A 24,790-nucleotide genomic window follows, 5' to 3' on the forward strand; every position below is an offset into this window, starting at 1 on the left:
GCTCTATAGTGACCTTAGTAGATAAATTTGTAACACATATCATTTCTGAAAGTTCATTTGAGGAAATGGATCGAATCTACCTGACCAATCGTGTTTTGGCTCAAGTGGGCGAAGGTGTTTTGGAAGTTGAGACTGATCTGGATAAATTGATTGACCTCAAGGACCAGCTGGTTGAGGAAGCGGTTCGATTAGAGATGATTGAGGATAGTCAGACTGCGCGTGAAATCCTTGGTGCTGAACTAATGGACTTGGTAACCCCTTGTCCAAGTCAGGTTAATCGTGACTTCTGGGCAACCTATGCCCAATCTCCCGAACAGGCAATTGCGGACTTCTACCAACTTAGCCAGAAAAATGACTACATCAAACTCAAGGCCATTGCAAAAAATATTGCTTATCGTGTTTCATCTGATTATGGAGAACTTGAGATTACCATCAACCTCTCTAAGCCTGAAAAGGATCCAAAGGAGATTGCGGCGGCTAAGTTGGTTCAAGCTAGCCATTATCCCCAGTGTCAACTCTGTCTAGAGAATGAGGGCTACCATGGTCGAGTTAACCATCCAGCCCGTAGCAACCACCGTATTATTCGTTTTGAAATGCCTGGTCAGGAGTGGGGTTTCCAGTATTCGCCCTATGCTTATTTTAATGAGCACTGTATTTTCTTAGACGGCCAGCATCGTCCCATGGCTATTAGCCGTCAGAGTTTTGAGCGTCTGCTGACTATCGTTGAACAGTTTCCAGGCTATTTTGCGGGCTCAAATGCCGACTTGCCGATAGTGGGGGGGTCTATCCTGACCCATGATCACTATCAGGGAGGCCGTCACGTATTTCCTATGGAAATGGCTCCTTTGCAAAAGGTTTTCTGCTTTGCTGGATTTGAGCAGGTCAAGGCTGGGATTGTCAAGTGGCCTATGTCAGTGCTACGTTTGACTTCGGATTCCAAAGAAGATTTGATCAACTTGGCTGACAAGATTTTGCAGGAATGGCGCCAGTATTCAGATCCTGCAGTGCAGATTTTGGCAGAGACAGACGGGACACCGCATCACACCATCACACCGATTGCGCGTAAGCGTGATGGTCAGTTTGAGTTGGACTTGGTCTTGCGAGACAATCAGACATCGCCAGAGCATCCTGACGGCATCTATCATCCCCACAAGGATGTCCAACATATCAAGAAGGAAAATATCGGCTTGATTGAGGTCATGGGCTTGGCTATCCTGCCGCCACGTCTGAAAGAAGAAGTGGAGCAAGTAGCAGGCTACCTTGTAGGAGATGATGAAGCAGTTGCCTCTTATCATCAGGAGTGGGCCGACCAACTCAAAGCCCAACATCCAGATCTAACGGATAAAGAAAAAGCCCTTGAAATCGTTAAGAACTCTGTTGGTGTTATCTTTGCGCGCGTTTTGGAGGACGCAGGGGTTTACAAGCAGACGGAACAAGGACAGGCAGCCTTTATGCGCTTTGTTGAGCAGGTTGGAATTTTACCAGACTAGGAGCTTTCTCCTTGCACAGTCCTATAAAAAGTAGTATCATAGGGTCGTTTGAAATATCAGGAGGAAACGATGAAAGATTTTCATTTTGACGCTATATCTGCCTTTGAAAATTACGAAATTGAACAAATGAGAGATGGTCACGTTGAGGTGACGACCAAAGTAGTGGACTCGTCGCTCAACTACTATGGCAATGCCCATGGAGGCTATCTCTTTACCCTCTGTGACCAGATCAGTGGATTGGTGGTCATCTCGCTGGGGCTTGATGGAGTGACGCTCCAGTCCTCTATCAACTACCTCAAAGCAGGAAAGCTAGATGATGTACTGACCATTAAAGGAGAATGTGTCCATCATGGACGCACAACCTGTGTGGTAGATGTCGATATCACCAATCAAGAAGGCAGAAATGTCTGCAAAGCCACCTTTACCATGTTTGTCACAGGCCAGCGGTCAGAAGAAAGACAGGTAAGGATATAAAGTACTGAGAGTTGACCTGCACTCTAAGGGTTAGATATTTTTTGTCGAACTTTTGGAGTGCAGGTTAGTTTTGATCCTCGCAGATGAACCAACTGCTTCACTAGACCCCAAAAACTCTGAGGAATTACTTTCTATATTAGAATCTTTAAAAAATCCGAATCGGACCATTATTATTGCGACCCACAATCCTCTTATCTGGGAGCAAGTGGATCAAGTAATTCGAGTTACCGATTTATCTCATCGATGATAAGAGAACATTAAGTTAGAAGAAAGAGTCACAAATACACTTTGTGGCTTTTTTATTTCCGTAAAAATGGTAAAATAGTAGGAGTAGAAATGGAGTTTGAGACATGAAAGTAATCGATCAATTTAAAAATAAGAAAGTCCTTGTTTTAGGTTTGGCTAAGTCTGGTGAGTCTGCGGCCCGTTTGCTAGACAAGCTGGGAGCTATTGTGACAGTAAATGACGGCAAGCCTTTCGAGGAAAATCCTGCTGCTCAAAGCTTGTTAGAAGAGGGGATCAAGGTTGTCACTGGTGGGCATCCTTTGGAGCTCTTGGATGAAGATTTTGCTCTGATGGTGAAAAATCCAGGTATCCCTTATAGCAATCCCATGATTGAAAAGGCTTTGGCAAAGGGGATTCCAGTCTTGACTGAGGTGGAGTTGGCTTACTTGATCTCAGAAGCGCCGATTGTTGGTATTACTGGTTCAAATGGGAAAACAACCACAACGACCATGATTGGGGAAGTTTTGACTGCTGCTGGTCAACGAGGTCTTTTGTCAGGCAATATCGGCTATCCTGCCAGTCAAGTGGCTCAAACTGCAACAGCCAAGGACACGCTTGTCATGGAACTTTCTTCTTTCCAACTGATGGGTGTTCAAGAATTCCATCCTGAGATTGCGGTTATTACCAACCTCATGCCCACTCATATCGACTACCATGGTTCTTTTGAGGAATATGTGGCAGCTAAGTGGAATATCCAGAACAAGATGACAGCAGCTGATTTTCTTGTTTTGAACTTTAACCAAGATTTGGCAAAAGAATTGGCTACTAGAACACAAGCCACTGTTGTTCCATTTTCAACACTTGAGAAGGTTGATGGAGCTTATCTGGAAGATGGTCAACTCTACTTCCGTGGGGAAGTGATCATGGCAGCTGATGAGATTGGTGTTCCAGGTAGCCACAATGTAGAAAATGCCCTTGCTACTATTGCTGTAGCCAAGCTCCGAGGTATCGACAACCAAATCATCAAGGAAACTCTCTCAGCCTTTGGTGGTGTCAAACACCGTCTCCAGTTTGTGGATGAAATTCAGGGTGTCAAATTCTATAACGATAGCAAATCAACCAATATCCTGGCCACTCAAAAAGCCTTGTCAGGATTTGACAATAGTAAGGTTATCTTGATTGCAGGTGGTTTGGACCGTGGCAATGAGTTTGACGAATTGGTGCCAGATATTACAGGGCTCAAGAGAATGGTTATCCTCGGTCAGTCTGCAGAACGTGTCAAACGGGCAGCAGAGAAGGCTGGTGTGGCTTATGTAGATGCGACAGATATTGCTGATGCGACTCGCAAGGCTTATGAGCTAGCGACTCAAGGAGATGTGGTTCTCCTCAGTCCTGCCAATGCCAGCTGGGATATGTATGCTAACTTTGAAGTACGTGGCGACCTCTTTATCGACACAGTAGCGGAGTTAAAGGATTAATATGAAAAAAATTGTCTTTACAGGTGGGGGGACGGTTGGACATGTCACCCTCAACCTTTTGTTAATGCCTAAGTTCATCGAAGACGGCTGGGAAGTTCACTATATCGGGGATAAACACGGAATCGAACACCAAGAAATTCTCAAGTCAGGCTTGAATGTGACCTTCCATTCCATTGCGACTGGGAAATTGCGTCGCTATTTCTCTTGGCAAAATATGCTGGACGTGTTTAAAGTTGGTTGGGGAATTGTCCAATCCCTCTTTATCATGCTACGAATGCGTCCACAGGCCCTTTTTTCTAAGGGAGGATTTGTCTCTGTGCCGCCGGTTATTGCAGCGCGAGTTTCCAGAGTGCCTGTCTTTATTCACGAATCGGACCTATCTATGGGCTTGGCCAATAAAATTGCCTATAAATTTGCGACCAAGATGTATTCAACCTTTGAGCAAGCTTCAAGTTTGTCTAAGGTTGAGCATGTGGGAGCAGTGACCAAGGTTTCGGACCAAAAAACTCCAGAACCAGATGAATTGGTGGATATCCAAACCCACTTTAATCCTAAATTGCCAACGGTATTATTTGTCGGTGGTTCTGCAGGAGCTCGTGTCTTTAACCAATTGGTGACAGATCATAAGCAAGAACTGACAGAGCGCTACAATATTATCAATCTCACTGGAGATTCAAGCCTCAATGAGTTGAGTCAAAATCTCTTTCGTGTTGACTATGTGACGGACCTCTATCAACCCTTGATGGAGCTGGCAGATGTGGTGGTGACGCGTGGCGGTGCCAATACGATTTTCGAGCTCTTGGCCATGGCGAAACTCCATCTCATCGTACCATTGGGTCGTGAAGCAAGTCGAGGAGACCAGATTGAAAATGCAGCCTACTTTGTTAAGAAAGGCTATGCAGAAGAGCTTCAAGAAAGTGACTTGACCTTGGAAAGCTTGGAGGAGAAACTCAGCCACTTGCTTAGTCACAAGGACCAATACCAAGTTAGCATGAAGGCTTCGACTGAATTGAAATCTCTTGCAGATTTTTACGATCTATTAAGAAAAGACCTATCATAAGGAATATCAATGTCAAAGGATAAGAACAAAGAATCAAATCAGAAGCAAGAATTGTCTGAATGGCAGAAACGAAACCAGGAATACCTGAAAAAGAAGGCTGAGGAAGAAGCTGCCCTAGCTGAAGAGAAAGAAAAGGAAAAACAAGCTCGAATGGAGGAAAACTCTAAGATGTTAGAGGAAGCCAAGAAATCATCGAGCGAGTCAGACGAGGAAGCCGCAAGTCCGAGCAAGGAACCATCCGAAAAAGAAGAAAAATCTCAAAAGGATGATCATAAAGTCAAAGAGGAAAAAGAGAAGAAGAAAAAAGAAAAACCAGAAAAACCTGCCAAGCCTAAAATTGCGCCTATTCATATTTGGCGAGCTGTGAGTATCTTGGTACCGAGTGTTCTGGTTCTCCTCCTTTCTATCTATCTCTTGACCCCTCTTTCGGCTATCAAGCATATCGAGGTCAAGGGGAATGTCCAGACTCAAGCGGATGACATTAAACAGGTTTCTGGCATTCAGGATAGTGATTATACCTTGTCTTTGTTATGGAACAAGGAGAAGCACGCTGAGCAGATCAAGTCGAATCACTGGATAGAGTCAGCAAAGATTGACTACAAATTTCCGACAAACTTTACGATTGAAGTCAAAGAGTTTGAGATTGTTGGCTACTATGTGACAGGTGAAGACCACTATCCAATCCTATCTAGTGGAACAATTGACTCAAGCCCTGTCAACCTTTTGAATCTGCCTGAGACCTACCTAACAGTCACCTTTAACGATGAGCAGCAGGTGAAAGAGCTGATAACAGGATTGTCTACCATCAGTGAGGATATCAAGAGTCAGATCCAGAAGATCGAATTAGCGCCGAGCAAGGCAACAGCCGATCTTCTAAAAATTACTATGCAGGATACAGATGAAATATTGGTTCCCCTATCAGAATTGAGTAAGAAATTGCCTTATTACAGCAAAATTAAGCCACAGTTAGCAGAACCGAGCTTCATCGATATGGAGGCAGGAATCTATAGCACTAGCCTGGCTGATAAACGTTTAGAAGAAGCTGAGGAAAAGGCTAAACAAGAAGCTAAAGAAGCAGAGAAGAAAAAACAGGAAGAAAAAAAAGCTGAAGAAAAGAAACAAGAATAAGAATCTTCAGTTTTTACTTGACAAGTGTCGTTATAAATAATAGAATAGTAGAAAACTTTTAAAGCAGTCCAGAGAGGCAGCTAAGGTTAGACAGTGAAAGGGTGGAGACTACCCGTTTTTCGTGGAACCTAGCTGCTAGCAGGTTCCTTTTTTTGAGCAATGGACTGTTAGCAAAGAATAGGAGAAAAGAATGCGTGAGAGTCGCCCGGTCATTGCTCTGGATTTTCCAAGTTTCGAGGAAGCCAAAGAATTTTTAGCCCTTTTTCCAGCAGAGGAAAAACTCTATGTCAAGGTAGGAATGGAAATCTACTATGCAGTAGGTCCCGAAGTTGTGCGTTATTTGAAATCATTGGGACATAGTGTTTTTTTGGATCTCAAGTTGCATGATATTCCAAATACGGTCAAGTCAACCATGAAAATCTTGTCAAGTCTGGGTGTCGATATGACCAATGTTCAGGCTGCAGGTGGACTTGAGATGATGCAGGCCGCGCGTGAAGGCCTTGGTGATCAAGGGATTCTTATCGCGGTGACCCAATTGACCTCAACATCTGAAGAACAGATGCAAGACTGTCAAAATATCCAAACTAGTCTGCAAGAATCAGTGATTCACTATGCTAAGAAAACAGCTGAAGCTGGATTGGATGGAGTGGTTTGCTCAGCCCAAGAGGCGCAGCTCATCAAGGAGGCGACAAACGAAGACTTTATCTGCTTGACACCAGGTATTCGACCAGCAGGTGCTGCAGCAGGGGATCAAAAACGAGTGGTAACCCCTGGTCAAGCCTATCAAATCGGTAGTGACTACATTGTAATAGGCCGTCCAATCACACAGGCAGCAGACCCTGTAGCAGCTTACCACGCTATCAAGGAAGAATGGACACGCGATTGGGTCTAAAGCGTATTTGATTATAGATTTAAGGATAAGAAGGAGTATACCATGACACTTGCTAGAGACATTGCTAGCCATCTATTGAAAATTCAAGCGGTTTATCTCAAACCAGAAGAGCCTTTCACTTGGGCATCTGGTATTAAGTCACCTATCTATACGGATAATCGTGTGACCCTAGCTTACCCGGAAACTAGAACTTTGATTGAAAATGGTTTTGTGGATGCTATCAAAGCAGCCTTTCCAGAGGTTGAAGTCATCGCTGGTACAGCGACAGCAGGGATTCCTCACGGAGCTATCATCGCGGATAAGATGAATCTACCATTTGCCTATATCCGTAGTAAACCAAAAGACCATGGAGCCGGAAACCAAATCGAAGGCCGTGTAGCCCAGGGGCAAAAAATGGTAATTGTAGAAGACCTGATCTCAACTGGTGGTTCTGTTCTCGAAGCGGTAGCAGCTGCCAAGCGTGAAGGAGCAGATGTTCTCGGTGTAGTAGCCATTTTTAGCTATCAACTAGCAAAAGCAGATAAGAACTTTGCAAACGCAGGCGTGAAACTGGTGACTCTCTCAAACTACAGCGAGCTCATCCACCTAGCTCAGGAAGAAGGCTACATCACACCAGAGGGATTGGATCTCTTAAAACGATTCAAAGAAGACCAAGAAAATTGGCAAAATGCCTAAAATATTGAAAATCAGGTAGTCACTAGGATTACCTGATTTCTTTTTATTTTCGGAAAGTATTAGTCAACTTTTCCACCTTCAACCACTAGATCATCTGCCTTAGCAGCATCACCGTAAGTTGGGTGAAGTGTTTTTTCATAGGCCTTGTGGAAGAAGTTTTCTTTGCCTAATTTTTCAATATCTTTATTGATGAAGTCAAGCAATTCTTGGTTTCCTTTTTGAACTGCTGGCGCAATGGTGTCTGGATCACCGAGGGAAGTAATTCCTACTTCGTACCCTTTATTTTCAAGAGCCCAAGCTAGGACTTCAGTATTGTCAGTAGAGAAGGCATCTCCACGTCCGTCCAGAAGGGCTTGGTAGGCATCACTATATTGGTCGTATTTTTGAAGTTTGACTTCTGGGTGATTTTTCTCAAAGTAGGTTTCAGCAGTGGTTCCTTTTGTGACAATCAAGGTTTTGCCTTCCAGCTCTTTAACGTCTTTGATGACTTTATCTTTTGGTGACACAACACCGAGAGAAACTTTCATGTAAGGAAGGGCAAAATCAACTTGTTTCTTACGTTCGTCAGTGACTGTAAAGTTGGCAAGGGTGATATCCACCTTGTTTGAAATCAAGTATTCCGCACGGTTGGCTGCATCAACTGAAACGTATTTAACCTTCACACCAAGGTCTTGAGCTAGTTGATTTCCCAATTCGATATCGTAGCCTTGGTAAGAACCGTCGTTGTCAACATAACCAAACGGTTTTTTGTCTCCAAATACGGCGATTCGTAACTCACCGCTTTTTTTGATTTCGTCGATAGTGCGGGCCTTGGCAGTTGCTTTTCCTGATGAAGCATCAGAGCTTCCACCTGAGCTACAAGCTGTGACAAAGATAAGCGCAAATGCTAGAGCAAAAACAGTTAGAATTGGTTTGATGATTTTCATATAAATCTCCTTTATAGATATGAGCCAAACTGGCTAAAGTCAAAGACGTTTAAAAATTCCTGTGCTCGTTTGGTTTGTGGGTTGGTAAAGAAGTCTTGAGCCGTTCCTTCTTCAGCGATTTTCCCTTGGTCGAGAAAGATAATGCGGTCTGCAATGGCTTGGGCAAACTGCATTTCGTGGGTCACCAAAATCATAGTGCGCCCTTCTTGAGCCAAGTCATTGATGAGTTCGAGAACCTCGCGCACCATTTCTGGATCCAGCGAAGCCGTCACTTCGTCAAAGAGGATAATTTCTGGATGCATGAGCAGAGCACGGACAATGGCAACCCGTTGCTTTTGTCCACCAGATAATTGTCGAGCAAAGCTGTCTTTTTTATCAAGTAGTCCGACGCGTTCCGGTAATTGCAGGGCTTCTTCCGTCACCTCTTTCTTATCTCGACCTTGTGCTTTGATAGGACCTAGGATGAGATTTTGCAGGACGTCCAGATGGGGAAAGAGTTCATAACTTTGAAAGACCATCCCAATCTTTTGGCGAACCAAGTGAAAGTCTTTCTGGTTTCCAATAATGGACTGGCCATCCAGAAGAATATCCCCACCTTGTATGCTTTCTAGACCATTGAGGCAACGAAGGAGAGTGCTTTTTCCGCAACCAGATGGTCCTAGAATGACGACGACTTCTCCCTTTTTGATATCTAGAGAAAGGCCTTGGAGGATGGGATTGTCTCCAAAGGATTTTTTTAAGTCTTTGATTTCTAAAATAGTTTCAGACATTTAGTTCCTCCAATGTTTTTCTAAGTGAGTGGATAGTTTGGAAATAGGAAAACAGACTGCGAAATACAGGACCAGAATGGTTCCATAAATCCAAAAGGAAGCGGTTGGGATGGTCAAGCGATTGCTATCGATGATTTGTTGTCCAACCTTGGTAACTTCCACAACCCCAATCAAGACAACTAAGGAAGTCGTTTTGATCATCCGAGTGACAAGGTTGATGGCCTGCGGAAGCAATCTTCTCAAGACCTGTGGAATGATGATATGGTAGTAAAGTTGGAAATTTGTTAAGCCAAGCGCCTGTCCGCTTTCAAACTGATGTTTGGGAAGGGAAGTGATGGCTCCGCGCACCAAGTCCCCCATCTCAGCTGTTCCCCAGAGAGTAAAAACGATAATAGCCGAAGTCTCACCTGAGATATTGATATTAAAGTTTCGAGCCAAGCCGAAATAAACTATGAAAAGTAATACTAGCTGGGGCATGATACGGATAAATTCCAGATAAAAGCGTGTTAAAAAACGAATAACTCTAGAATGGGTGGTCATGATGATTCCCATGACTGTTCCGAAAATCATGGATAAAATGACAGACAGGATCGAAATCCCAATCGTGACTCCCAATCCCTGTAAAATCCGCAGGAGATTATTTCCCTGAAAGAGTACTTGGATTCCCGAATCCTGCATGGCGGAGCCTCCTTTCTATCCAGCTAAAGACTAGAGAGATGGGTAGAAGCATGATCAGGTAAGCAACTACCAACATGGCTAGTGCAATGTCTGTCTCATAATAGAGTCCAATCAAGTCCTTGGCGACGTACATGAGATCGGCTAAGGCTACCGCAGAGAAAACTGAGGTTTCTTTGATGAGAAAAATGACATTGGCACTAAAGGACGGTAGGGCTACCGCAGTCGCTTGCGGAAGAACCACATAGCGAAAGACCTGTACAGGCGTTAGACCAATGGCTAAACCAATCTCGTGCTGGGTTTGACTAACTGCTTCCAGTCCGCTTCTGAAAGATTCAGCCATGTAGGAGCCACCTAAAAAGATGAGCCCAACTGTTGCACAGACTTCTGAAGAAAGAACAATCCCTATTCGGGGAAGCCCGAAATAGAGGAAGAAGAGCTGAATCAAAAGGGGCGTGTTGCGTGACAATTCGATGTAGGCTGTTGCTAACTGTGAAAAGATAGGAACGCGATAATGACGAATGACACTAACGATTAGACCAACAAGGAAAGAACCCAGAATTCCCCAAACTGCGATATGTAAGGTCAGAAAGAATGCCTTTTGATAGAGTGGTAAATATTGTTCAACAATGGACCAATCCAAAATAGAACCTCCCATCTAGGAATAATATAGCTATTGTAGCACTAAAGGGCATGTTTGGATAACATGAATTTTTTATCACAATGATAGAAAATATTTATCATGTCTGTGCTTTGAAATTTCCAGACAAATTTTTTGAAAGGAATCTGAAAAAGGGTTAAGATATTTATGTAAGAAAAAAAGTAAACGCTTACTTAACAAGGAGGACACTTTATGTCATATAAAACAAGCAATGCAGAAGGACCTGTAGATTTTATTAACACTTATGATTTGGAGCCAATGGCGCAACAAGTCATTCCTAAAGCTGCCTTTGGTTATATCGCTAGTGGAGCAGAGGATACTTTCACTTTACGCGAGAATATCCGTGCCTTTAACCACAAACTCATCGTTCCACATACGCTTTGTGATGTTGAAAATCCAAGTACAGAGATTGAATTTGCAGGTGAAAAATTATCTTCACCAATTATTATGGCGCCTGTTGCGGCTCATAAATTGGCAAATGAACAGGGGGAAGTAGCTACTGCGCGTGGTGTGCATGAATTTGGTTCTCTCTACACAACTAGTTCCTACTCTACGGTTGACCTTCCAGAAATTACGGAAGCTCTTCAAGGAACACCTCATTGGTTCCAATTTTACTTTAGTAAGGATGACGGCATTAACCGCCATATCATGGACCGTGTGAAGGCTGAAGGTTATAAAGCGATTGTCTTGACAGCAGATGCTACTGTAGGGGGTAATCGTGAGGTCGACAAGCGCAATGGTTTTGTCTTCCCAGTTGGCATGCCGATTGTTGAGGAATACCTGCCAGAAGGTGCTGGAAAATCAATGGACTTTGTTTACAAATCAGCTAAACAACGCTTGTCTCCACGCGATGTCGAATTTATCGCTGAATACTCAGGTCTTCCTGTTTATGTCAAGGGGCCACAATGCCGTGAAGACGTTGAACGTTCGCTTGCCGCAGGTGCTTCTGGTATCTGGGTAACCAACCACGGTGGCCGCCAAATCGACGGTGGGCCAGCGGCCTTTGACTCACTTCAAGAAGTAGCAGAAGCAGTTGATAAACGTGTGCCAATTGTCTTTGACTCTGGTGTTCGTCGTGGTCAGCACGTCTTTAAAGCTTTGGCTTCAGGAGCAGACTTGGTAGCTATTGGCCGCCCTGTGATCTATGGTTTGGCTCTTGGTGGTAGTGTTGGTGTGCGTCAAGTCTTTGAGCACTTGAATGCAGAATTGAAGACAGTCATGCAATTATCTGGAACTCAGACTATTGAGGATGTCAAACACTTCAAACTCCGTCACAACCCATACAACCCAACCTTCCCAGTCGACCCTCGTGAATTAAAATTGTATTGATAAAGAAGACGGCCTCCACCTTATGTGGAGGTTTTTCTTCGTGTATAAAAAGATTAAATCGTTATTAGAAACTATATAAATATATTTTCCGGTCAAATATCTTGCTAGGGCTTTCAATTTCTGTTATACTGGTCCAGTAATAAAATAATAAAGACATTTGGGGTGCTTTAGGCTGAGATGATACCCATTGAACCTGATACAGTTAAGACTGGCGAAGGGAAATGTGAAAAGGTTTTTTTCGTATGTCGAAATGAACTGTCTAATCTTGTAAGGTAAACTCTAATTCTCGTTTGTAATTGGAGTTTTTTTGTTTATCAAAAGAGGATAGGCTTGACCGCAAGTCTTTCGGTAGCTCTCCTTGAATGCCCCACTTTTCTTTAAAAAAGGAGTTTTTTATGTTGAAAAAATGGCAATTAAAAGATGTTATCTTGCTTGCTTTCTTGTCTATCTTTTTTGGTGGCGTTTTTGTGGGTTCAGGCTATCTATTTGATATCCTCACCCTAATCTTGGCCCCTCTTGGTTTACAGGCTTTTGCCAATGAAATCCTCTTTGGTCTCTGGTGTATGGCTGCGCCCATTGCGGCCATCTTTGTTCCAAGAGTCGGAAGTGCAACGATTGGAGAAGTGCTCGCTGCGCTTGCTGAAGTCCTTTATGGTAGCCAATTCGGTCTAGGCGCTCTTTTGTCTGGCTTGGTTCAAGGCTTGGGAAGTGAATTTGGTTTTATCGTAACCAAGAATCGCTATGAAAGTTGGCTCTCTCTAACTGCTAATAGTATTGGGATTACGCTTTTTAGCTTTGTCTATGAATACATTAAGTTAGGTTACTACGCCTTTTCCCTTCCTTTTGTCCTTTCCTTGCTTGTGGTGCGTTTTATTTCCGTCTTTTTCTTCTGTGCCATCTTGGTTCGTGCCATTGTCAAACTCTATCATCAGTTTGCGGCTGGAGGAAAGGCGTAGATGGGGCTGGAACTACGGGGGATTCAGTCCCCAATCTTTTCGGAGCCGATTGATTTTACTTTTCATGCGCAAGCCTTTACCTTGTTAGTTGGGAGCAGTGGTTCAGGAAAATCCAGTCTCTTTCAAGTCATTGCTCAAGTAAGTTCTCTTCCCTATAGTGGTCAAGTCCTGATAGATGGGAGCGAGGTCAGTCAGCTTTCTATCGTTGAACGTGTCCAGACGGTTGGTATTCTCTTTCAAAATCCCAATCATCAATTCACCATGGAGAACTTGTTTGAGGAGCTGGTTTTTACCTTGGAGAATATCGGGCATCCCCTTCAAGATATTGATGCTAAAATAGCAGAGGTGGTCCGGCAATGTCGCTGTAAGGCAATCTTGCACCGTCCCATTCATCACCTATCAGGTGGGGAAAAGCAAAAGGCTGCGCTAGCTGTTCTCTTTGCCATGAATCCTAGGGTCTATCTCTTGGATGAGCCCTTCGCTTCCATTGATCGAAAGAGTAGGCTGGAGATATTGGAGATTCTAAAAGAGTTGGCTCTTGATGGGAAGACAGTCATCCTGTGCGATCATGATTTAACGGACTATGGAGCCTACATTGACCATATGGTGGAGTTAAGAGACGGACAGCTAAGGGAAGTGTTTCAAATCCCTTGCTCTGAGATGATACAGGCTTCTTCAAAGGAAGTTGCTTCTAGCCCAGAACTATTCCATATGGATCGTGTGACTTGTGAGCTGGGTAATCGCCCCCTCTTTTCGATTGCTGATTTCACGTTTTACCAAGGAATTTCCTGTATCCTAGGTGATAATGGTGTTGGGAAATCAACCCTCTTTCGTTCCATTCTTCAATTTCAAAAGTATAGAGGGCGCATTACTTGGAAGGGTTCGGTCCTAAAAAAGAAAAAGAGTCTGTATCGTGACCTGACGGGTGTTGTTCAGGAAGCTGAGAAGCAGTTTATCCGAGTCAATCTGAGAGAGGAACTGCAATTAGATAGCTCAGACTCCGTGAGAAATCAGCGGATTCTCCAAGCATTACAATTTTTAAATTTGGATCAGGCACTCGATAAGAGTCCTTATCAATTAAGTGGTGGCCAGCAAAAGATTCTTCAGCTATTGACCATCTTGACTAGCAAGGCTTCTGTGATCTTGCTAGATGAACCTTTTGCAGGTTTGGATGATAGAGCTTGCCATTATTTTTGCCAGTGGATTGTGGAGGAGAGCAATCAAGGAAGAAGTTTTTTGATCATTAGCCATCGTTTAGATCCCTTGATTTCTGTGGTCGATTATTGGATTGAGATGACTAGTGAGGGTCTCAGTCATCTCCAAGACGTGACCATCAGCAAACCTCTCCCCTCTCTGAACAATGATACTCTAGGGGAGGTGAGGTAGTATGATCAAAGTAGCAACCAAGACACCAGTTATCAGCCTCTTCTTTCTAATTTTATCCTTGGAAACATCTTTCATTCCTTCGATTGCTCTGAATCTTTCGGTAGTCGCATTTTGCATCCTCTTTATGCTCTATTATCGTCGATTTAAGATGTTAGCTTGGATGTTCGTGCTCGCCATCTTACCATCTTTGGCCAACTACTGGGCAGTTCAGTTACATGGGGATACTTCGCAGGCAGTCATGCTTGGAACGAGGGCCTTTGTGACGGTTTGTATCGGTCTTGTCTTTGTTTCCAGTATTTCCTTAAAAGAGCTTCTCTTGTACTTGGCTCAAAAGGGGTTATCACGGTCTTGGGCCTATGCCTTGATTGTGGTATTCAATGCCTTTCCCCTCATTCAGCAAGAAATCAAATCCCTCAAGGAAGCTTGCCTATTACGTGGTCAAAAACTGCATGTTTGGTCGCCCTTGATTTATAGCAAGGTTCTGATGACGGTCTTTAGGTGGCGCCATCTTTACCTGAGAGCTTTGTCTGCACATGGATATGATGAGCATGCACAGTTGGAGAATCGCTATCGGACTTTTTATATTTCTCAGAGGACAAAATTGATCTACCTGCTGTTCTTTTTATTGCTTCAAACCAGTTTATTTCTATAAAGGAGTTATTATGGAATTTACAGATATTGCGATGGAATTATCCAAGGAAGCTTGGCAGGCTTCCTTTCATCACCCCTTTGTTTTACAGTTACAAGAGGGGAATTTAGAACCTTCTATTTTCCGCTATTACCTGATTCAGGATGCCTACTACCTGAAGTCTTTTTCAGAAGCCTATCACCTCTTGGCTGATAAGACTTCAAACCAAGAGATGAAAAGACTCTTGAAACAAAATGCCCAGAGTCTAGTGGAGGGTGAGTTGTTTATCCGCCAACAATTTTTCATGGAATTAGGAATCAGCGACCAGGAGATGGACGAGCAACCGATTGCTCCGACTTGCTATCATTACATTTCGCATATTTATCGGCAATTTGCAGAGTCAAATTTGGGCATTGCTTTTGCTAGTTTGCTTCCATGTCCTTGGTTATACCATGATTTGGGCAAGGCACTTAATCGCAAACCATCCCCGAATCCTCTTTATCAACAGTGGATTGAGACCTATATCACCGATGAGTTAGAACAGCAGATTAAAGAGGAAGAAGCCCTGGTCAATCAGCTCTATCGCGAAAGCAACGAGACAGACAAACAAAAAATGCTAGAGGCCTTCCACCGAAGTGTCCACATGGAAGCTAAGTTTTGGGAGATGGCTTACCAACATCAAACCTGGACGAGTGATTTGCAATCCTTAGAAAAAGAGAAGAAATAGAAAATGAGAAACCACCAACTACAAGTTCACAAATTAACCATTTTATCCATGATGATTGCCCTTGACGTAGTTCTTACACCCATCTTTCGAATTGAGGGAATGGCACCGATGTCCAGTGTAGTCAATATCCTAGCAGGAATTTTGATGGGGCCTGTTTATGCCTTGGTCATGGCTACAGTCACAGCCTTTATCCGTATGTCAACTCAGGGGATTCCTCCTTTGGCCCTCACAGGAGCTACTTTCGGAGCCCTCCTAGCAGGTCTCTTTTATAAGTACGGTCGGAAATTTCACTATTCTGCCCTAGGAGAAATCTTGGGAACAGGGGTTATCGGTTCCATTGTTTCCTATCCTGTTATGGTTCTCTTTACAGGATCTGCGGCGAAGCTTAGTTGGTTTATCTACACCCCTCGATTTTTCGGAGCAACCTTGATTGGTACAGCGATTTCCTTTATTGCCTTTCGATTTTTAATCAAGCAGGAATTCTTTAAAAAAGTGCAGGGATATTTCTTTGGAGAAAGGATAGAATGATGCAGGAATTTACAAATCCCTTTCCTCTAACCTCCAGCTCCTTAATTCACTGCATCACCAATGAGATTTCTTGTGAGATGCTGGCAAATGGCATTTTGGCTCTGGGATCTAAACCTGTCATGGCAGATGATCCCCGTGAGGTCCTTGATTTTACCAAACAAAGCCAAGCTCTCTTCATCAATTTGGGGCATTTGTCAGCTGAGAAGGAGAAAGCAATCCGTATGGCGGCTACTTATGCAAACCAAGCTTCTCTCCCAATGGTAGTAGATGCGGTTGGCATAGTGGCTTCCCCCATTCGTAAGGATCTAGTCAGAGATCTTTTAGACTATAGACCTACGGTCCTTAAAGGAAATATGTCGGAAATCCGAAGTCTTGTTGGCTTAAAACACCACGGAGTCGGGGTCGATGCTAGTGCTAAAGATCAAGAAACTGAAGATTTGCTCCAAGTCTTGAAAGACTGGTGTCAGCTTTATCCTGGTATGTCGTTCTTAGTAACTGGACCCAAGGACCTCATAGTTTCAGAAAATCAAGTTGCTGTATTGAGGAATGGCTGTGCAGAATTGGACTGGATAACAGGGACAGGAGACTTGGTTGGAGCCTTGACAGCTGTTTTTCTCAGCCAAGGAAAGACTGCATTTGAAGCTTCCTGCCTAGCGGTCTCTTATCTCAATATCTCTGCCGAGAGAATACTTGTTCAAGGAATGGGATTGGAAGATTTTCGTTACCAAGTTCTCAATCAACTCTCTCTCCTAAAAAGAGATGAAAATTGGCTAGATACCATCAAAGGAGATATTTATGAATAGAGAAGCACTCAGACTATATCTGGTAACCAATCGCTACCAAGATTCCTTGGAAAACTTTCTTAGAAAGGTCGAGACGACCTGCCGTTCAGGTGTTACCATCATCCAGCTACGAGAAAAAAACCTCACTACCAATCAATATTATCAACTGGCAAAACAAGTCAAGGAAATAACAGATGCCTACCAAGTACCCTTAATTATCGATGATCGGTTGGATATCTGTCTAGCAGTCGATGCTGCAGGTCTGCATATCGGAGACGATGAACTACCAGTTTCGGTTGCCCGCAAAGTCTTGGGTCCTGAAAAAATCCTCGGTGTCACTGCTAAAACAGTTAAAAGAGCCCTAGAAGCAGAAGAAGGAGGTGCGGATTACTTGGGAACAGGAGCCATTTTCCCGACTAGGACCAAGGAGAATGCGCCTATCACTCTGATTTCAACCTTGAAAACAATTTGCCAAACGGTCGCCATTCCAGTAGTTGCTATCGGAGGATTGACGTCAGAGAATATTGACCAACTTGTCGACACGGGTATAGCTGGAGTAGCAGTCGTACGCGATCTGATGCAGGCAGAAGATATAGAAGCAAAAACGCAAGCTTTTTTAACAAAGCTTGATGACATTATTTCCTAATCAAAAACTCTCTAATTCCCTTAAAGTGGGAACTAGAGAGTTTTTTTAATCTTTAAAGCTTGTATGGTTGACTGGGCCAGAACCATGACCGAGTTGAGGGGCATCTTGGATGGCTTTCGTGATAAAGGCCTTGGCTTTATCGACTGCTTGATAGAGGGTTTTCCCCTTGGCTAGTTCAGCAGTAATCACTGCAGCAAAGGTACATCCAGTACCATGTGTATGACAGGTTTGAATTCGTGGACTTTCCCAGACAAATTGGTCCTCCTTGGTAAAGAGGAAATCCTTGGCACCGCCTTCGAGATGGCCTCCTTTGATGACAACAGACTGAGGACCAAATTCTTTTAAAATCAGGCGACCGGCACGCTGCATGTCTTCAGGATCATGGATTGAAAAACCAACAATCTCTTCTGCCTCAGGGAGATTGGGTGTAATAATAGTTGCAAGGGGAAGTAGATTTGTTTTTAGGTAGTCTCTGGCACTGGTATCAATCAGGGTGTCTCCGCTTGTTGCGACCATAACAGGGTCAAGGACGTAGGGACAATCCAGCTTTTTAAGATAGGGTTGGATGATTTCCATAATTTCGGTAGTTGCCAACATCCCAGTTTTTACAGCCTGAGGCTTGATATCCGAAAAGACACTCTCCAATTGGGCTTTTAACATTTGAGGAGAAACGTGCTCGATTAATTGAACACCTCTGGTATTTTGAGCGACAAGACTGGTTACAACGGCCATTCCATAGACATCTCTAGCTTGGAACGACTTTAAATCTGCCATAATGCCAGCACCACCACTAGGGTCAGTCCCTGCAATGGTCAAAGCAACGGGTAAATAAGTCATCTAAAACCTCCCAACCAACTGAAGTTTGCATTCTTAAGAACAAGCTAGTCTGTTTTAGGAAAGCAATAGAAGACAGGTAGTCCTCATTATCATTTCCACTTCCATCAGCTAGCATTACCTAGATTGAGTCAAAGGGTCAAACAGTCGTTAATCTCAGCTTTACGCACCCCTAGTGGTTGTTTTCTTTTTTCTACAGTATAGCATATTTTTATAGTTTATATAGTAAAATTTGACTGCAAATCTCTCGTTATGTACTTAAAATTCTATTTTTCGAAAAAATAAGAAGATTTATAATTGACAAACGTAGATTTTGAGAGTATACTTAGATTTATAATTGACAAACGTAGATTTTGAGAGTATACTTAGATTTATAATTGACAAATGTAGATTTTGGAGGTGTACTGATGCAGATTTCAGATGCAGAATGGCAGGTTATGAAGATTATTTGGATGCAGGGGGAGCAGACCAGTACGGATTTGATCAGGGTTCTGGCAGAGCGGTTTGACTGGTCCAAGTCCACGGTTCAGACCCTTTTGGCTCGTTTGGTTGAGAAAGAGTGTTTGACTAGAAAAAAAGAGGGCAAGTCCTTTGTTTATTCAGCCCTTTTAACTCTAGACCAAAGCCGAGACTTGCTTGTCCAAGATATCAAGGACAAGGTTTGTTCTCGTAGGATTAAGAACTTGTTGGCTGATTTGATTGCTGAATGTGATTTTACTCAGGTTGACTTGGAAGACTTGGAAGCTGTGATTTCTGAGAAGAAATCAAGCGCTGTAACAGAAGTAAAATGTAATTGTATGTAAAGGAGACGTCATGTTAAATAGCATTGTAACCATTATTTGTATTGCCCTTATCGTGTTTATCTTGTTTTGGTTTTTCAAAAAGCCTGAAAAATCTGAACAAAAGGCCCAGCAAAAAAAGGGCTACCAAGAGATTCGAGTGGAAGTCAAAGGGGGCTATACGCCTGAGTTGATTATTCTTAAGAAATCAGTGCCAGCCCGTATCGTCTTTGACCGTAAGGACCCTTCACCCTGCCTAGATCAGATTGTTTTCCCAGATTTTGGGGTGCATGCGGACTTGCCTATGGGTGAAGAGTATGTAGTGGAAATCACACCTGAACAGGCTGGAGAGTATGGTTTCTCTTGTGGCATGAATATGATGCACGGTAAGATGATTGTAGAATAGGAGAATGATATGACTGAAATTGTAAAAGCAAGTCTTGAAAATGGTGTTCAAAAAATCCGTATCACGGCAGACAAAGGCTACCATCCAGCCCACATCCAGCTTCAAAAAGGAATTCCCGCTGAAATTACCTTTCATCGTACAACTCCTTCAAACTGTTATAAGGAAATTCTGTTTGAAGAAGAAGGCATCTTGGAACCAATCGGCGTGGATGAAGAGAAGACAATTCGTTTTACACCCCAAGAGTTGGGGCAACATGAATTTTCATGTGGTATGAAGATGCAAAAGGGAAGCTACACCGTAGTTGAGAAGACTCGAAAATCTCTATCCCTCCTACAGCGTTTTTGGATTACCAGTATCTTTACCCTGCCTCTTGTGATTATCATGATTGGGATGTCGACAGGAGGAATTAGTCACCAAGTCATGCGTTGGGGCACCTTTTTAGCTACAACACCTATCATGCTAGTAGCAGGTGGTCCATATATCCAAAGTGCTTGGGCCAGCTTTAAAAAGCACAATGCCAACATGGATACCTTGGTTGCTCTGGGAACTCTAGTGGCCTATTTCTATAGCTTAGTTGCCCTCTTCGCTGGTCTCCCCGTTTACTTTGAAAGTGCTGCATTTATCTTCTTCTTCGTTCTTTTGGGAGCCGTTTTTGAGGAAAAAATGCGAAAAAATACTTCCCAAGCTGTGGAGAAATTACTTGACTTGCAGGCTAAAACTGCAGAAGTCTTGCGTGATGATAGCTATGTTCAAATCCCCTTGGAGCAAGTCAAGGTAGGTGACCTGATTCGAGTGCGTCCCGGTGAAAAGATTGCGGTTGATGGGGTTGTAGTCGAAGGTGTGTCCAGTATTGATGAGTCTATGGTGACAGGTGAGAGCCTGCCGGTAGACAAAACAGTTGGAGATACCGTCATTGGCTCAACCATCAATAATAGCGGAACGCTTGTTTTTAAAGCAGAAAAAGTTGGTTCAGAGACTGTCTTGGCACAGATTGTGGACTTTGTGAAGAAAGCCCAGACCAGCCGAGCACCAATTCAGGATTTGACGGATAAGGTTTCAGGGATTTTTGTACCAGCGGTTGTCATTTTAGGGATTGTGACCTTTTGGGTTTGGTTCGTCTTGCTCAGGGATAGTGTAGTCGTGCTTGGAGCGAGTTTTGTCTCTTCTCTTCTCTATGGAGTGGCTGTTTTGATTATCGCCTGCCCTTGTGCCTTGGGTCTTGCAACACCGACAGCTCTTATGGTGGGGACAGGTCGCAGTGCCAAGATGGGGGTTCTCCTCAAAAATGGAACGGTTCTACAGGAAATCCAGAAAGTTCAAACTATTGTCTTTGATAAGACCGGGACTTTGACGGAAGGGAAACCTGTGGTAACAGATATCATCGGCGACGAAGTAGAAGTGCTTGGATTGGCAGCCTCCTTGGAAGAAGCTTCCCAACACCCACTGGCTGAGGCCATTGTCAAGCGAGCGAGTGAAGCTGGACTTGAGATTCAAACTGTGGAAAATTTCCAAGCCTTGCACGGAAAAGGTGTCTCAGGGCAAATCAATGGAAAACAAGTTCTGCTTGGAAATGCTAAAATGCTGGATGGCATGAACATTTCTAGCACTTATCAAGAAAAACTAGAAGAACTAGAAAAAGAAGCTAAGACAGTTGTCTACTTGGCTGTTGACAATGAAATTAAAGGCTTGCTTGCCCTGCAAGATATTCCCAAGGAAAATGCCAAGCTAGCCATCAGTCAGCTGAAAAAACGTGGACTTAAAACAGTCATGCTGACAGGGGATAATGCTGGAGTGGCGCGTGCTATTGCAGATCAGATCGGAATCGAAGAGGTCATTGCAGGTGTCTTGCCAGAAGAAAAAGCCCATGAAATCCATAAACTACAATCAGCTGGAAAAGTAGCCTTTGTTGGTGATGGTATCAATGACGCTCCTGCCCTCAGCGTAGCAGATGTGGGGATTGCTATGGGAGCTGGAACAGATATTGCCATCGAGTCAGCAGATTTGGTGTTGACAACTAATAACCTCTTAGGAGTGGTTCGTGCCTTTGACATGAGCAAGAAAACCTTCAATCGAATTCTGCTCAATCTTTTCTGGGCCTTTATCTACAATGTCGCCGGAATTCCGATTGCAGCAGGAGTCTTTTCAGGAATTGGTCTCGTTCTCAATCCAGAACTGGCTGGTCTAGCCATGGCCTTTAGTTCTGTATCTGTATTAACCAGTTCACTCATGCTAAACTTTAGTAAAATAGACTAAAAGCGAGCTTGCTCGCTTTTTATTATAAAACAGTTACATAAAACGTTTTCAAACTGTACTGTAATAGAGAATAAAAACTTCTGAGCACATTCTTAGGAGACCCAAAACAAATGTGGTAAAGTAGTAGAGTAAAAATTTGCTGAAACGTTTCCAATTAGTATATGAAAACGGATTTATCAAGTTTTAAAAATATTTGAAGGAGAGTTATCATTATGACTCAAGGGAAAATTACTGCATCTGCAGCAATGCTCAACGTATTGAAAACATGGGGCGTAGACACAATCTACGGTATCCCATCAGGAACACTCAGCTCATTGATGGATGCTTTGGCTGAAGACAAAGATATCCGCTTCTTGCAAGTTCGCCACGAAGAAACAGGTGCTCTTGCAGCGGTCATGCAAGCTAAATTCGGTGGCTCAATCGGGGTTGCAGTTGGTTCAGGTGGTCCAGGTGCGACTCACTTGATTAACGGTGTTTACGATGCAGCTATGGATAACACTCCATTCCTTGCTATCCTTGGATCACGTCCTGTTAACGAACTCAACATGGATGCCTTCCAAGAATTGAACCAAAACCCAATGTACAACGGTATCGCTGTCTACAACAAACGTGTAGCATACGCTGAGCAATTACCAAAAGTAATTGACGAAGCTTGCCGTGCTGCAGTTTCTAAAAAAGGTCCAGCTGTTGTTGAAATCCCAGTAAACTTCGGTTTCCAAGAAATCGATGAAAACTCATACTACGGTTCAGGTTCGTACGAACGTTCATTCATCGCTCCTGCCTTGAACGAAGTTGAAATCGACAAAGCTGTTGAAATCTTGAACAATGCTGAACGTCCAGTTATCTATGCTGGTTACGGTGGTGTTAAAGCTGGTGAAGTGATTACTGAATTGTCACGTAAAATCAAAGCACCAATCATCACAACTGGTAAAAACTTTGAAGCCTTTGAATGGAACTATGAAGGTTTGACAGGTTCTGCTTACCGTGTTGGTTGGAAGCCAGCCAACGAAGTGGTCTTTGAAGCAGACACAGTTCTTTTCCTTGGTTCAAACTTCCCATTTGCTGAAGTTTACCAAGCATTCAAGAATACTGAAAAATTCATCCAAGTGGATATCGACCCTTACAAACTTGGTAAACGTCATGCCCTAGACGCTTCAATCCTTGGTGATGCAGGTCAAGCAGCTAAAGCTATCCTTGACAAAGTGAACCCAGTTGAATCTACTCCATGGTGGCGTGCAAACGTTAAGAACAACCAAAACTGGCGTGATTACATGAACAAAATCGAAGGTAAAACTGAGGGTGAATTGCAATTGTATCAAGTTTACAATGCAATCAACAAACATGCTGATCAAGACGCTATCTACTCAATCGACGTAGGTGACACTACTCAAACATCTACTCGTCACCTTCACATGACACCTAAGAACATGTGGCGTACATCTCCACTCTTTGCGACAATGGGTATTGCCCTTCCTGGTGGTATCGCTGCTAAGAAAGACAATCCAGATCGCCAAGTATGGAACATCATGGGTGACGGTGCATTCAACATGTGCTACCCAGACGTTATCACAAACGTTCAATACGACCTTCCAGTTATCAACGTTGTCTTCTCAAATGGTAAATATGCCTTCATCAAGGACAAATACGAAGACACAAACAAACACTTGTTTGGTTGTGACTTCCCTAATGCTGACTATGCGAAAATCGCTGAAGCTCAAGGTGCTGTAGGATTTACAGTTGACCGTATCGAAGACATCGATGCAGTTGTTGCAGAAGCTGTTAAACTCAACAAAGAAGGTAAAACTGTTGTGATCGATGCTCGCATCACTCCACACCGTCCACTTCCAGTAGAAGTACTTGAATTGGATCCAAAACTTCACTCAGAAGAAGCAATCAAAGACTTCAAGGAAAAATACGAAGCAGAAGAACTCGTACCATTCCGCCTCTTCTTGGAAGAAGAAGGATTGCAATCACGCGCAATTAAATAATTCCTTCGTGGAACTTAAAAAGATCGGAGCAATCCGGTCTTTTTCTGGAGGATAGTAAATGAATTTAAATCAATTAGATATTATCGTTTCAGATGTTCCCCAAGTCTGTGCTGACTTGGAGCGTATTTTGGATAAAAAGCCCGATTATGTTGATGACAGTTTTGCTCAGTTTACGATTGGCAGTCACTGTCTGATGTTGTCCCAAAATCATTTGATTCCTTTGGAAGATTTTCAGTCAGGAATCATTCTTCATATCGAGGTTGAGGATGTAGACCAGAATTACCAACGGTTGAAAGAACTTGGTATCCAGGTTTTAAACGGACCAACTGTAACCGATTGGGGAACAGAGTCCTTATTAGTTAAAGGGCCTGCTGGTCTAGTGATTGATTTTTATCGTATGAAGTAGGTAATTCTATTATCAAATTTTTTATCTAAACATTCTTGGAGTGAAACTTAAAAAGATCGGAGCAATTCGATCTTTTTTGTATTTATGCGACTTTCAGTCCGTCTCGCTCCGTTAGGTGCGAGACAAAAAACCACCCGTTTTCACGGGTGGTTATGATTTCTACACTTATTGTTTGGCTTCCTGTTTTAATTGTTGCACCTGTTCCTCGTACTGGACAAGCTCCCTGTCTTTTATATTGATAGTCGCTTCTGCTTCAGCAATGCGGCTTCTCAGATCTTGAGTCTTGTTATGGTGATAGCTAATACCAATAGCACTACCAGCAATGATCCCGATTACTAGACAAGTAAAAATCACCAAAATCAAGGGAGCAGATAGTTGTGTAAAGACAAGACTGACAGTTACTGTTTGACGATTGAGTAGACCAAATGAGATCACAATGACTAATAAGCTCAAACCGCCAATTAGATAAGCCTTATCTTTCAGTGACAATTCATTAAATTTTTTTAGCATAAGTTCCTTTTCTCCTGACTATGTTGATAGAAAACTACACACCATTTAGGTATTAACAAAATTCATTTTACTAGAAAATTTCGATACTGTTAATAATTTCTAACGGCTTATTTACCATCAATCAATCGATTCATTGAAAAGGAGTATTCATTTTCTAATATTTGATTGAGTAAACAGA

Annotated in this window: 26 protein-coding genes, 1 pseudogene and 2 riboswitches; of the genes and pseudogenes, 21 read left to right on the forward strand and 6 right to left on the reverse strand. The window is 43.0% G+C overall.

The window, feature by feature from the left end; translation table 11 throughout:
• Window positions 1-8: 8 nt before the first annotated feature.
• The 8 genes and pseudogenes from HMPREF0850_RS06365 (at window position 9) to pyrE (ending at window position 7,422) form a co-directional block, all read left to right on the forward strand.
• Entirely contained in the window at window positions 9-1,490 is a 1,482-nt protein-coding gene (locus tag HMPREF0850_RS06365; protein ID WP_000176967.1) for a UDP-glucose--hexose-1-phosphate uridylyltransferase, read from the forward strand.
• 69 nt (window positions 1,491-1,559) lie between these two features.
• Complete coding sequence (locus HMPREF0850_RS06370; protein ID WP_000651217.1) at window positions 1,560-1,964, forward strand: PaaI family thioesterase; 405 nt, start codon at window positions 1,560-1,562, stop codon at window positions 1,962-1,964.
• Between the two features lie 70 nt (window positions 1,965-2,034).
• A pseudogene (locus HMPREF0850_RS12750) lies at window positions 2,035-2,211 on the forward strand (AAA family ATPase); the annotation flags it as partial.
• 103 nt (window positions 2,212-2,314) lie between these two features.
• Window positions 2,315-3,667, forward strand: a complete 1,353-nt coding sequence (gene murD / locus HMPREF0850_RS06375; protein WP_000863077.1) for a UDP-N-acetylmuramoyl-L-alanine--D-glutamate ligase — start codon at window positions 2,315-2,317, stop codon at window positions 3,665-3,667.
• A 1-nt stretch (window position 3,668) separates the two neighbouring features.
• Window positions 3,669-4,727 carry a UDP-N-acetylglucosamine--N-acetylmuramyl-(pentapeptide) pyrophosphoryl-undecaprenol N-acetylglucosamine transferase gene (locus HMPREF0850_RS06380; RefSeq protein WP_000724806.1) on the forward strand — a complete coding sequence of 353 codons (1,059 nt, stop codon included), beginning with the start codon at window positions 3,669-3,671 and terminating at the stop codon, window positions 4,725-4,727.
• Window positions 4,728-4,736: 9 nt separating this feature from the next.
• A complete protein-coding gene (locus HMPREF0850_RS06385) occupies window positions 4,737-5,855 on the forward strand; it encodes a cell division protein FtsQ/DivIB (RefSeq protein ID WP_000031184.1) in 1,119 nt (372 codons plus the stop codon).
• A gap of 190 nt (window positions 5,856-6,045) precedes the next feature.
• Window positions 6,046-6,747 carry an orotidine-5'-phosphate decarboxylase gene (pyrF, locus tag HMPREF0850_RS06390; protein ID WP_001209286.1) on the forward strand — a complete coding sequence of 234 codons (702 nt, stop codon included), beginning with the start codon at window positions 6,046-6,048 and terminating at the stop codon, window positions 6,745-6,747.
• Window positions 6,748-6,789: 42 nt separating this feature from the next.
• On the forward strand, window positions 6,790-7,422 hold the full coding sequence (gene pyrE, locus HMPREF0850_RS06395; RefSeq protein WP_000170978.1) for an orotate phosphoribosyltransferase: 633 nt from the start codon (window positions 6,790-6,792) through the stop codon (window positions 7,420-7,422).
• A gap of 59 nt (window positions 7,423-7,481) precedes the next feature.
• Here pyrE and HMPREF0850_RS06400 read toward each other — a convergent pair whose 3' ends face one another.
• From HMPREF0850_RS06400 to HMPREF0850_RS06415, 4 genes are read right to left on the reverse strand one after another with little or no spacing between them, the layout of a single operon-like run.
• Window positions 7,482-8,348, reverse strand: a complete 867-nt coding sequence (locus HMPREF0850_RS06400; RefSeq protein WP_000691538.1) for a cysteine ABC transporter substrate-binding protein — start codon at window positions 8,346-8,348, stop codon at window positions 7,482-7,484.
• 11 nt (window positions 8,349-8,359) lie between these two features.
• The gene (locus HMPREF0850_RS06405; RefSeq protein WP_000004992.1) at window positions 8,360-9,118 is read right to left on the reverse strand and encodes an amino acid ABC transporter ATP-binding protein; all 759 of its coding nucleotides are present in this window, start codon (window positions 9,116-9,118) and stop codon (window positions 8,360-8,362) included.
• The gene (locus tag HMPREF0850_RS06410) at window positions 9,119-9,796 is read right to left on the reverse strand and encodes an amino acid ABC transporter permease (protein WP_001154132.1); all 678 of its coding nucleotides are present in this window, start codon (window positions 9,794-9,796) and stop codon (window positions 9,119-9,121) included.
• The gene (locus tag HMPREF0850_RS06415) at window positions 9,756-10,436 is read right to left on the reverse strand and encodes an amino acid ABC transporter permease (RefSeq protein WP_000384103.1); all 681 of its coding nucleotides are present in this window, start codon (window positions 10,434-10,436) and stop codon (window positions 9,756-9,758) included. The genes HMPREF0850_RS06410 and HMPREF0850_RS06415 overlap by 41 nt, the downstream gene beginning before the upstream one ends.
• Window positions 10,437-10,646: 210 nt before the next feature.
• Between HMPREF0850_RS06415 and lctO the strand changes: the two genes are divergently transcribed.
• The 8 genes from lctO (at window position 10,647) to thiE (ending at window position 17,436) form a co-directional block, all read left to right on the forward strand.
• Window positions 10,647-11,783 carry an L-lactate oxidase gene (gene lctO / locus HMPREF0850_RS06420; RefSeq protein WP_000120740.1) on the forward strand — a complete coding sequence of 379 codons (1,137 nt, stop codon included), beginning with the start codon at window positions 10,647-10,649 and terminating at the stop codon, window positions 11,781-11,783.
• A gap of 148 nt (window positions 11,784-11,931) precedes the next feature.
• Window positions 11,932-12,020, forward strand: a riboswitch (TPP riboswitch).
• Between the two features lie 158 nt (window positions 12,021-12,178).
• Window positions 12,179-12,739 carry an ECF transporter S component gene (locus HMPREF0850_RS06425; protein ID WP_000915266.1) on the forward strand — a complete coding sequence of 187 codons (561 nt, stop codon included), beginning with the start codon at window positions 12,179-12,181 and terminating at the stop codon, window positions 12,737-12,739.
• Window positions 12,740-14,125 (forward strand): ATP-binding cassette domain-containing protein, encoded by a 1,386-nt coding sequence (locus HMPREF0850_RS06430; RefSeq protein ID WP_000522141.1) that lies wholly within the window; start codon window positions 12,740-12,742, stop codon window positions 14,123-14,125.
• Between the two features lies 1 nt (window position 14,126).
• A complete protein-coding gene (locus HMPREF0850_RS06435) occupies window positions 14,127-14,777 on the forward strand; it encodes an energy-coupling factor transporter transmembrane component T (protein WP_000598426.1) in 651 nt (216 codons plus the stop codon).
• A gap of 10 nt (window positions 14,778-14,787) precedes the next feature.
• Window positions 14,788-15,480 carry a thiaminase II gene (gene tenA / locus HMPREF0850_RS06440; RefSeq protein WP_000397194.1) on the forward strand — a complete coding sequence of 231 codons (693 nt, stop codon included), beginning with the start codon at window positions 14,788-14,790 and terminating at the stop codon, window positions 15,478-15,480.
• A gap of 3 nt (window positions 15,481-15,483) precedes the next feature.
• On the forward strand, window positions 15,484-16,008 hold the full coding sequence (gene thiW, locus HMPREF0850_RS06445; protein WP_001244056.1) for an energy coupling factor transporter S component ThiW: 525 nt from the start codon (window positions 15,484-15,486) through the stop codon (window positions 16,006-16,008).
• Window positions 16,008-16,811, forward strand: coding sequence for a hydroxyethylthiazole kinase (locus HMPREF0850_RS06450; protein ID WP_009013895.1), 804 nt, complete (start codon window positions 16,008-16,010; stop codon window positions 16,809-16,811). The genes thiW and HMPREF0850_RS06450 overlap by 1 nt, the downstream gene beginning before the upstream one ends.
• Entirely contained in the window at window positions 16,804-17,436 is a 633-nt protein-coding gene (gene thiE, locus HMPREF0850_RS06455; protein ID WP_001078205.1) for a thiamine phosphate synthase, read from the forward strand. Before HMPREF0850_RS06450 ends, thiE begins: the two co-directional genes overlap by 8 nt.
• Before the next feature lie 45 nt (window positions 17,437-17,481).
• On the opposite strand, the gene thiD is transcribed toward thiE, so the two are convergent.
• Window positions 17,482-18,273, reverse strand: coding sequence for a bifunctional hydroxymethylpyrimidine kinase/phosphomethylpyrimidine kinase (thiD, locus tag HMPREF0850_RS06460; RefSeq protein WP_000221741.1), 792 nt, complete (start codon window positions 18,271-18,273; stop codon window positions 17,482-17,484).
• 83 nt (window positions 18,274-18,356) lie between these two features.
• A riboswitch (TPP riboswitch) is annotated at window positions 18,357-18,454 on the reverse strand.
• 223 nt (window positions 18,455-18,677) lie between these two features.
• Here thiD and HMPREF0850_RS06465 point away from each other — a divergent pair.
• The 5 genes from HMPREF0850_RS06465 to HMPREF0850_RS06485 all read left to right on the forward strand — a co-directional run bounded on the left by HMPREF0850_RS06465 (window position 18,678) and on the right by HMPREF0850_RS06485 (window position 24,102).
• Window positions 18,678-19,073, forward strand: coding sequence for a CopY/TcrY family copper transport repressor (locus HMPREF0850_RS06465; RefSeq protein WP_001167214.1), 396 nt, complete (start codon window positions 18,678-18,680; stop codon window positions 19,071-19,073).
• 10 nt (window positions 19,074-19,083) lie between these two features.
• A complete protein-coding gene (locus tag HMPREF0850_RS06470; RefSeq protein WP_000935070.1) occupies window positions 19,084-19,455 on the forward strand; it encodes a cupredoxin domain-containing protein in 372 nt (123 codons plus the stop codon).
• 9 nt (window positions 19,456-19,464) lie between these two features.
• Window positions 19,465-21,708: a heavy metal translocating P-type ATPase gene (locus HMPREF0850_RS06475; protein WP_000136333.1), complete on the forward strand. Its 2,244-nt coding sequence runs from the start codon at window positions 19,465-19,467 to the stop codon at window positions 21,706-21,708.
• A 212-nt stretch (window positions 21,709-21,920) separates the two neighbouring features.
• On the forward strand, window positions 21,921-23,696 hold the full coding sequence (spxB, locus tag HMPREF0850_RS06480; RefSeq protein ID WP_000191819.1) for a pyruvate oxidase: 1,776 nt from the start codon (window positions 21,921-21,923) through the stop codon (window positions 23,694-23,696).
• Between the two features lie 58 nt (window positions 23,697-23,754).
• Window positions 23,755-24,102, forward strand: a complete 348-nt coding sequence (locus HMPREF0850_RS06485) for a VOC family protein (RefSeq protein ID WP_001052638.1) — start codon at window positions 23,755-23,757, stop codon at window positions 24,100-24,102.
• Between the two features lie 165 nt (window positions 24,103-24,267).
• Here the strand turns inward: HMPREF0850_RS06485 and HMPREF0850_RS06490 are convergent, their stop codons facing one another.
• Complete coding sequence (locus HMPREF0850_RS06490; protein ID WP_000913393.1) at window positions 24,268-24,612, reverse strand: lipopolysaccharide assembly protein LapA domain-containing protein; 345 nt, start codon at window positions 24,610-24,612, stop codon at window positions 24,268-24,270.
• Window positions 24,613-24,790: the final 178 nt, after the last annotated feature.

Source organism: Streptococcus sp. M143, from assembly GCF_000162495.1.
GTDB lineage: Bacteria > Bacillota > Bacilli > Lactobacillales > Streptococcaceae > Streptococcus > Streptococcus dentisani.

Coding starts and splice junctions, on each gene's coding strand:
- HMPREF0850_RS06370 (WP_000651217.1), top strand. CDS start 1,560: ATGAAAGATTTTCATTTTGACGCTATATCTGCCTTTGAAAATTACGAA.
- murD (WP_000863077.1), top strand. CDS start 2,315: ATGAAAGTAATCGATCAATTTAAAAATAAGAAAGTCCTTGTTTTAGGT.
- HMPREF0850_RS06380 (WP_000724806.1), top strand. CDS start 3,669: ATGAAAAAAATTGTCTTTACAGGTGGGGGGACGGTTGGACATGTCACC.
- HMPREF0850_RS06385 (WP_000031184.1), top strand. CDS start 4,737: ATGTCAAAGGATAAGAACAAAGAATCAAATCAGAAGCAAGAATTGTCT.
- pyrF (WP_001209286.1), top strand. CDS start 6,046: ATGCGTGAGAGTCGCCCGGTCATTGCTCTGGATTTTCCAAGTTTCGAG.
- pyrE (WP_000170978.1), top strand. CDS start 6,790: ATGACACTTGCTAGAGACATTGCTAGCCATCTATTGAAAATTCAAGCG.
- HMPREF0850_RS06400 (WP_000691538.1), bottom strand. CDS start 8,348: ATGAAAATCATCAAACCAATTCTAACTGTTTTTGCTCTAGCATTTGCG.
- HMPREF0850_RS06405 (WP_000004992.1), bottom strand. CDS start 9,118: ATGTCTGAAACTATTTTAGAAATCAAAGACTTAAAAAAATCCTTTGGA.
- HMPREF0850_RS06410 (WP_001154132.1), bottom strand. CDS start 9,796: ATGCAGGATTCGGGAATCCAAGTACTCTTTCAGGGAAATAATCTCCTG.
- lctO (WP_000120740.1), top strand. CDS start 10,647: ATGTCATATAAAACAAGCAATGCAGAAGGACCTGTAGATTTTATTAAC.
- HMPREF0850_RS06425 (WP_000915266.1), top strand. CDS start 12,179: ATGTTGAAAAAATGGCAATTAAAAGATGTTATCTTGCTTGCTTTCTTG.
- HMPREF0850_RS06430 (WP_000522141.1), top strand. CDS start 12,740: ATGGGGCTGGAACTACGGGGGATTCAGTCCCCAATCTTTTCGGAGCCG.
- HMPREF0850_RS06435 (WP_000598426.1), top strand. CDS start 14,127: ATGATCAAAGTAGCAACCAAGACACCAGTTATCAGCCTCTTCTTTCTA.
- tenA (WP_000397194.1), top strand. CDS start 14,788: ATGGAATTTACAGATATTGCGATGGAATTATCCAAGGAAGCTTGGCAG.
- thiW (WP_001244056.1), top strand. CDS start 15,484: ATGAGAAACCACCAACTACAAGTTCACAAATTAACCATTTTATCCATG.
- HMPREF0850_RS06450 (WP_009013895.1), top strand. CDS start 16,008: ATGCAGGAATTTACAAATCCCTTTCCTCTAACCTCCAGCTCCTTAATT.
- thiE (WP_001078205.1), top strand. CDS start 16,804: ATGAATAGAGAAGCACTCAGACTATATCTGGTAACCAATCGCTACCAA.
- thiD (WP_000221741.1), bottom strand. CDS start 18,273: ATGACTTATTTACCCGTTGCTTTGACCATTGCAGGGACTGACCCTAGT.
- HMPREF0850_RS06465 (WP_001167214.1), top strand. CDS start 18,678: ATGCAGATTTCAGATGCAGAATGGCAGGTTATGAAGATTATTTGGATG.
- HMPREF0850_RS06470 (WP_000935070.1), top strand. CDS start 19,084: ATGTTAAATAGCATTGTAACCATTATTTGTATTGCCCTTATCGTGTTT.
- HMPREF0850_RS06475 (WP_000136333.1), top strand. CDS start 19,465: ATGACTGAAATTGTAAAAGCAAGTCTTGAAAATGGTGTTCAAAAAATC.
- spxB (WP_000191819.1), top strand. CDS start 21,921: ATGACTCAAGGGAAAATTACTGCATCTGCAGCAATGCTCAACGTATTG.
- HMPREF0850_RS06485 (WP_001052638.1), top strand. CDS start 23,755: ATGAATTTAAATCAATTAGATATTATCGTTTCAGATGTTCCCCAAGTC.
- HMPREF0850_RS06490 (WP_000913393.1), bottom strand. CDS start 24,612: ATGCTAAAAAAATTTAATGAATTGTCACTGAAAGATAAGGCTTATCTA.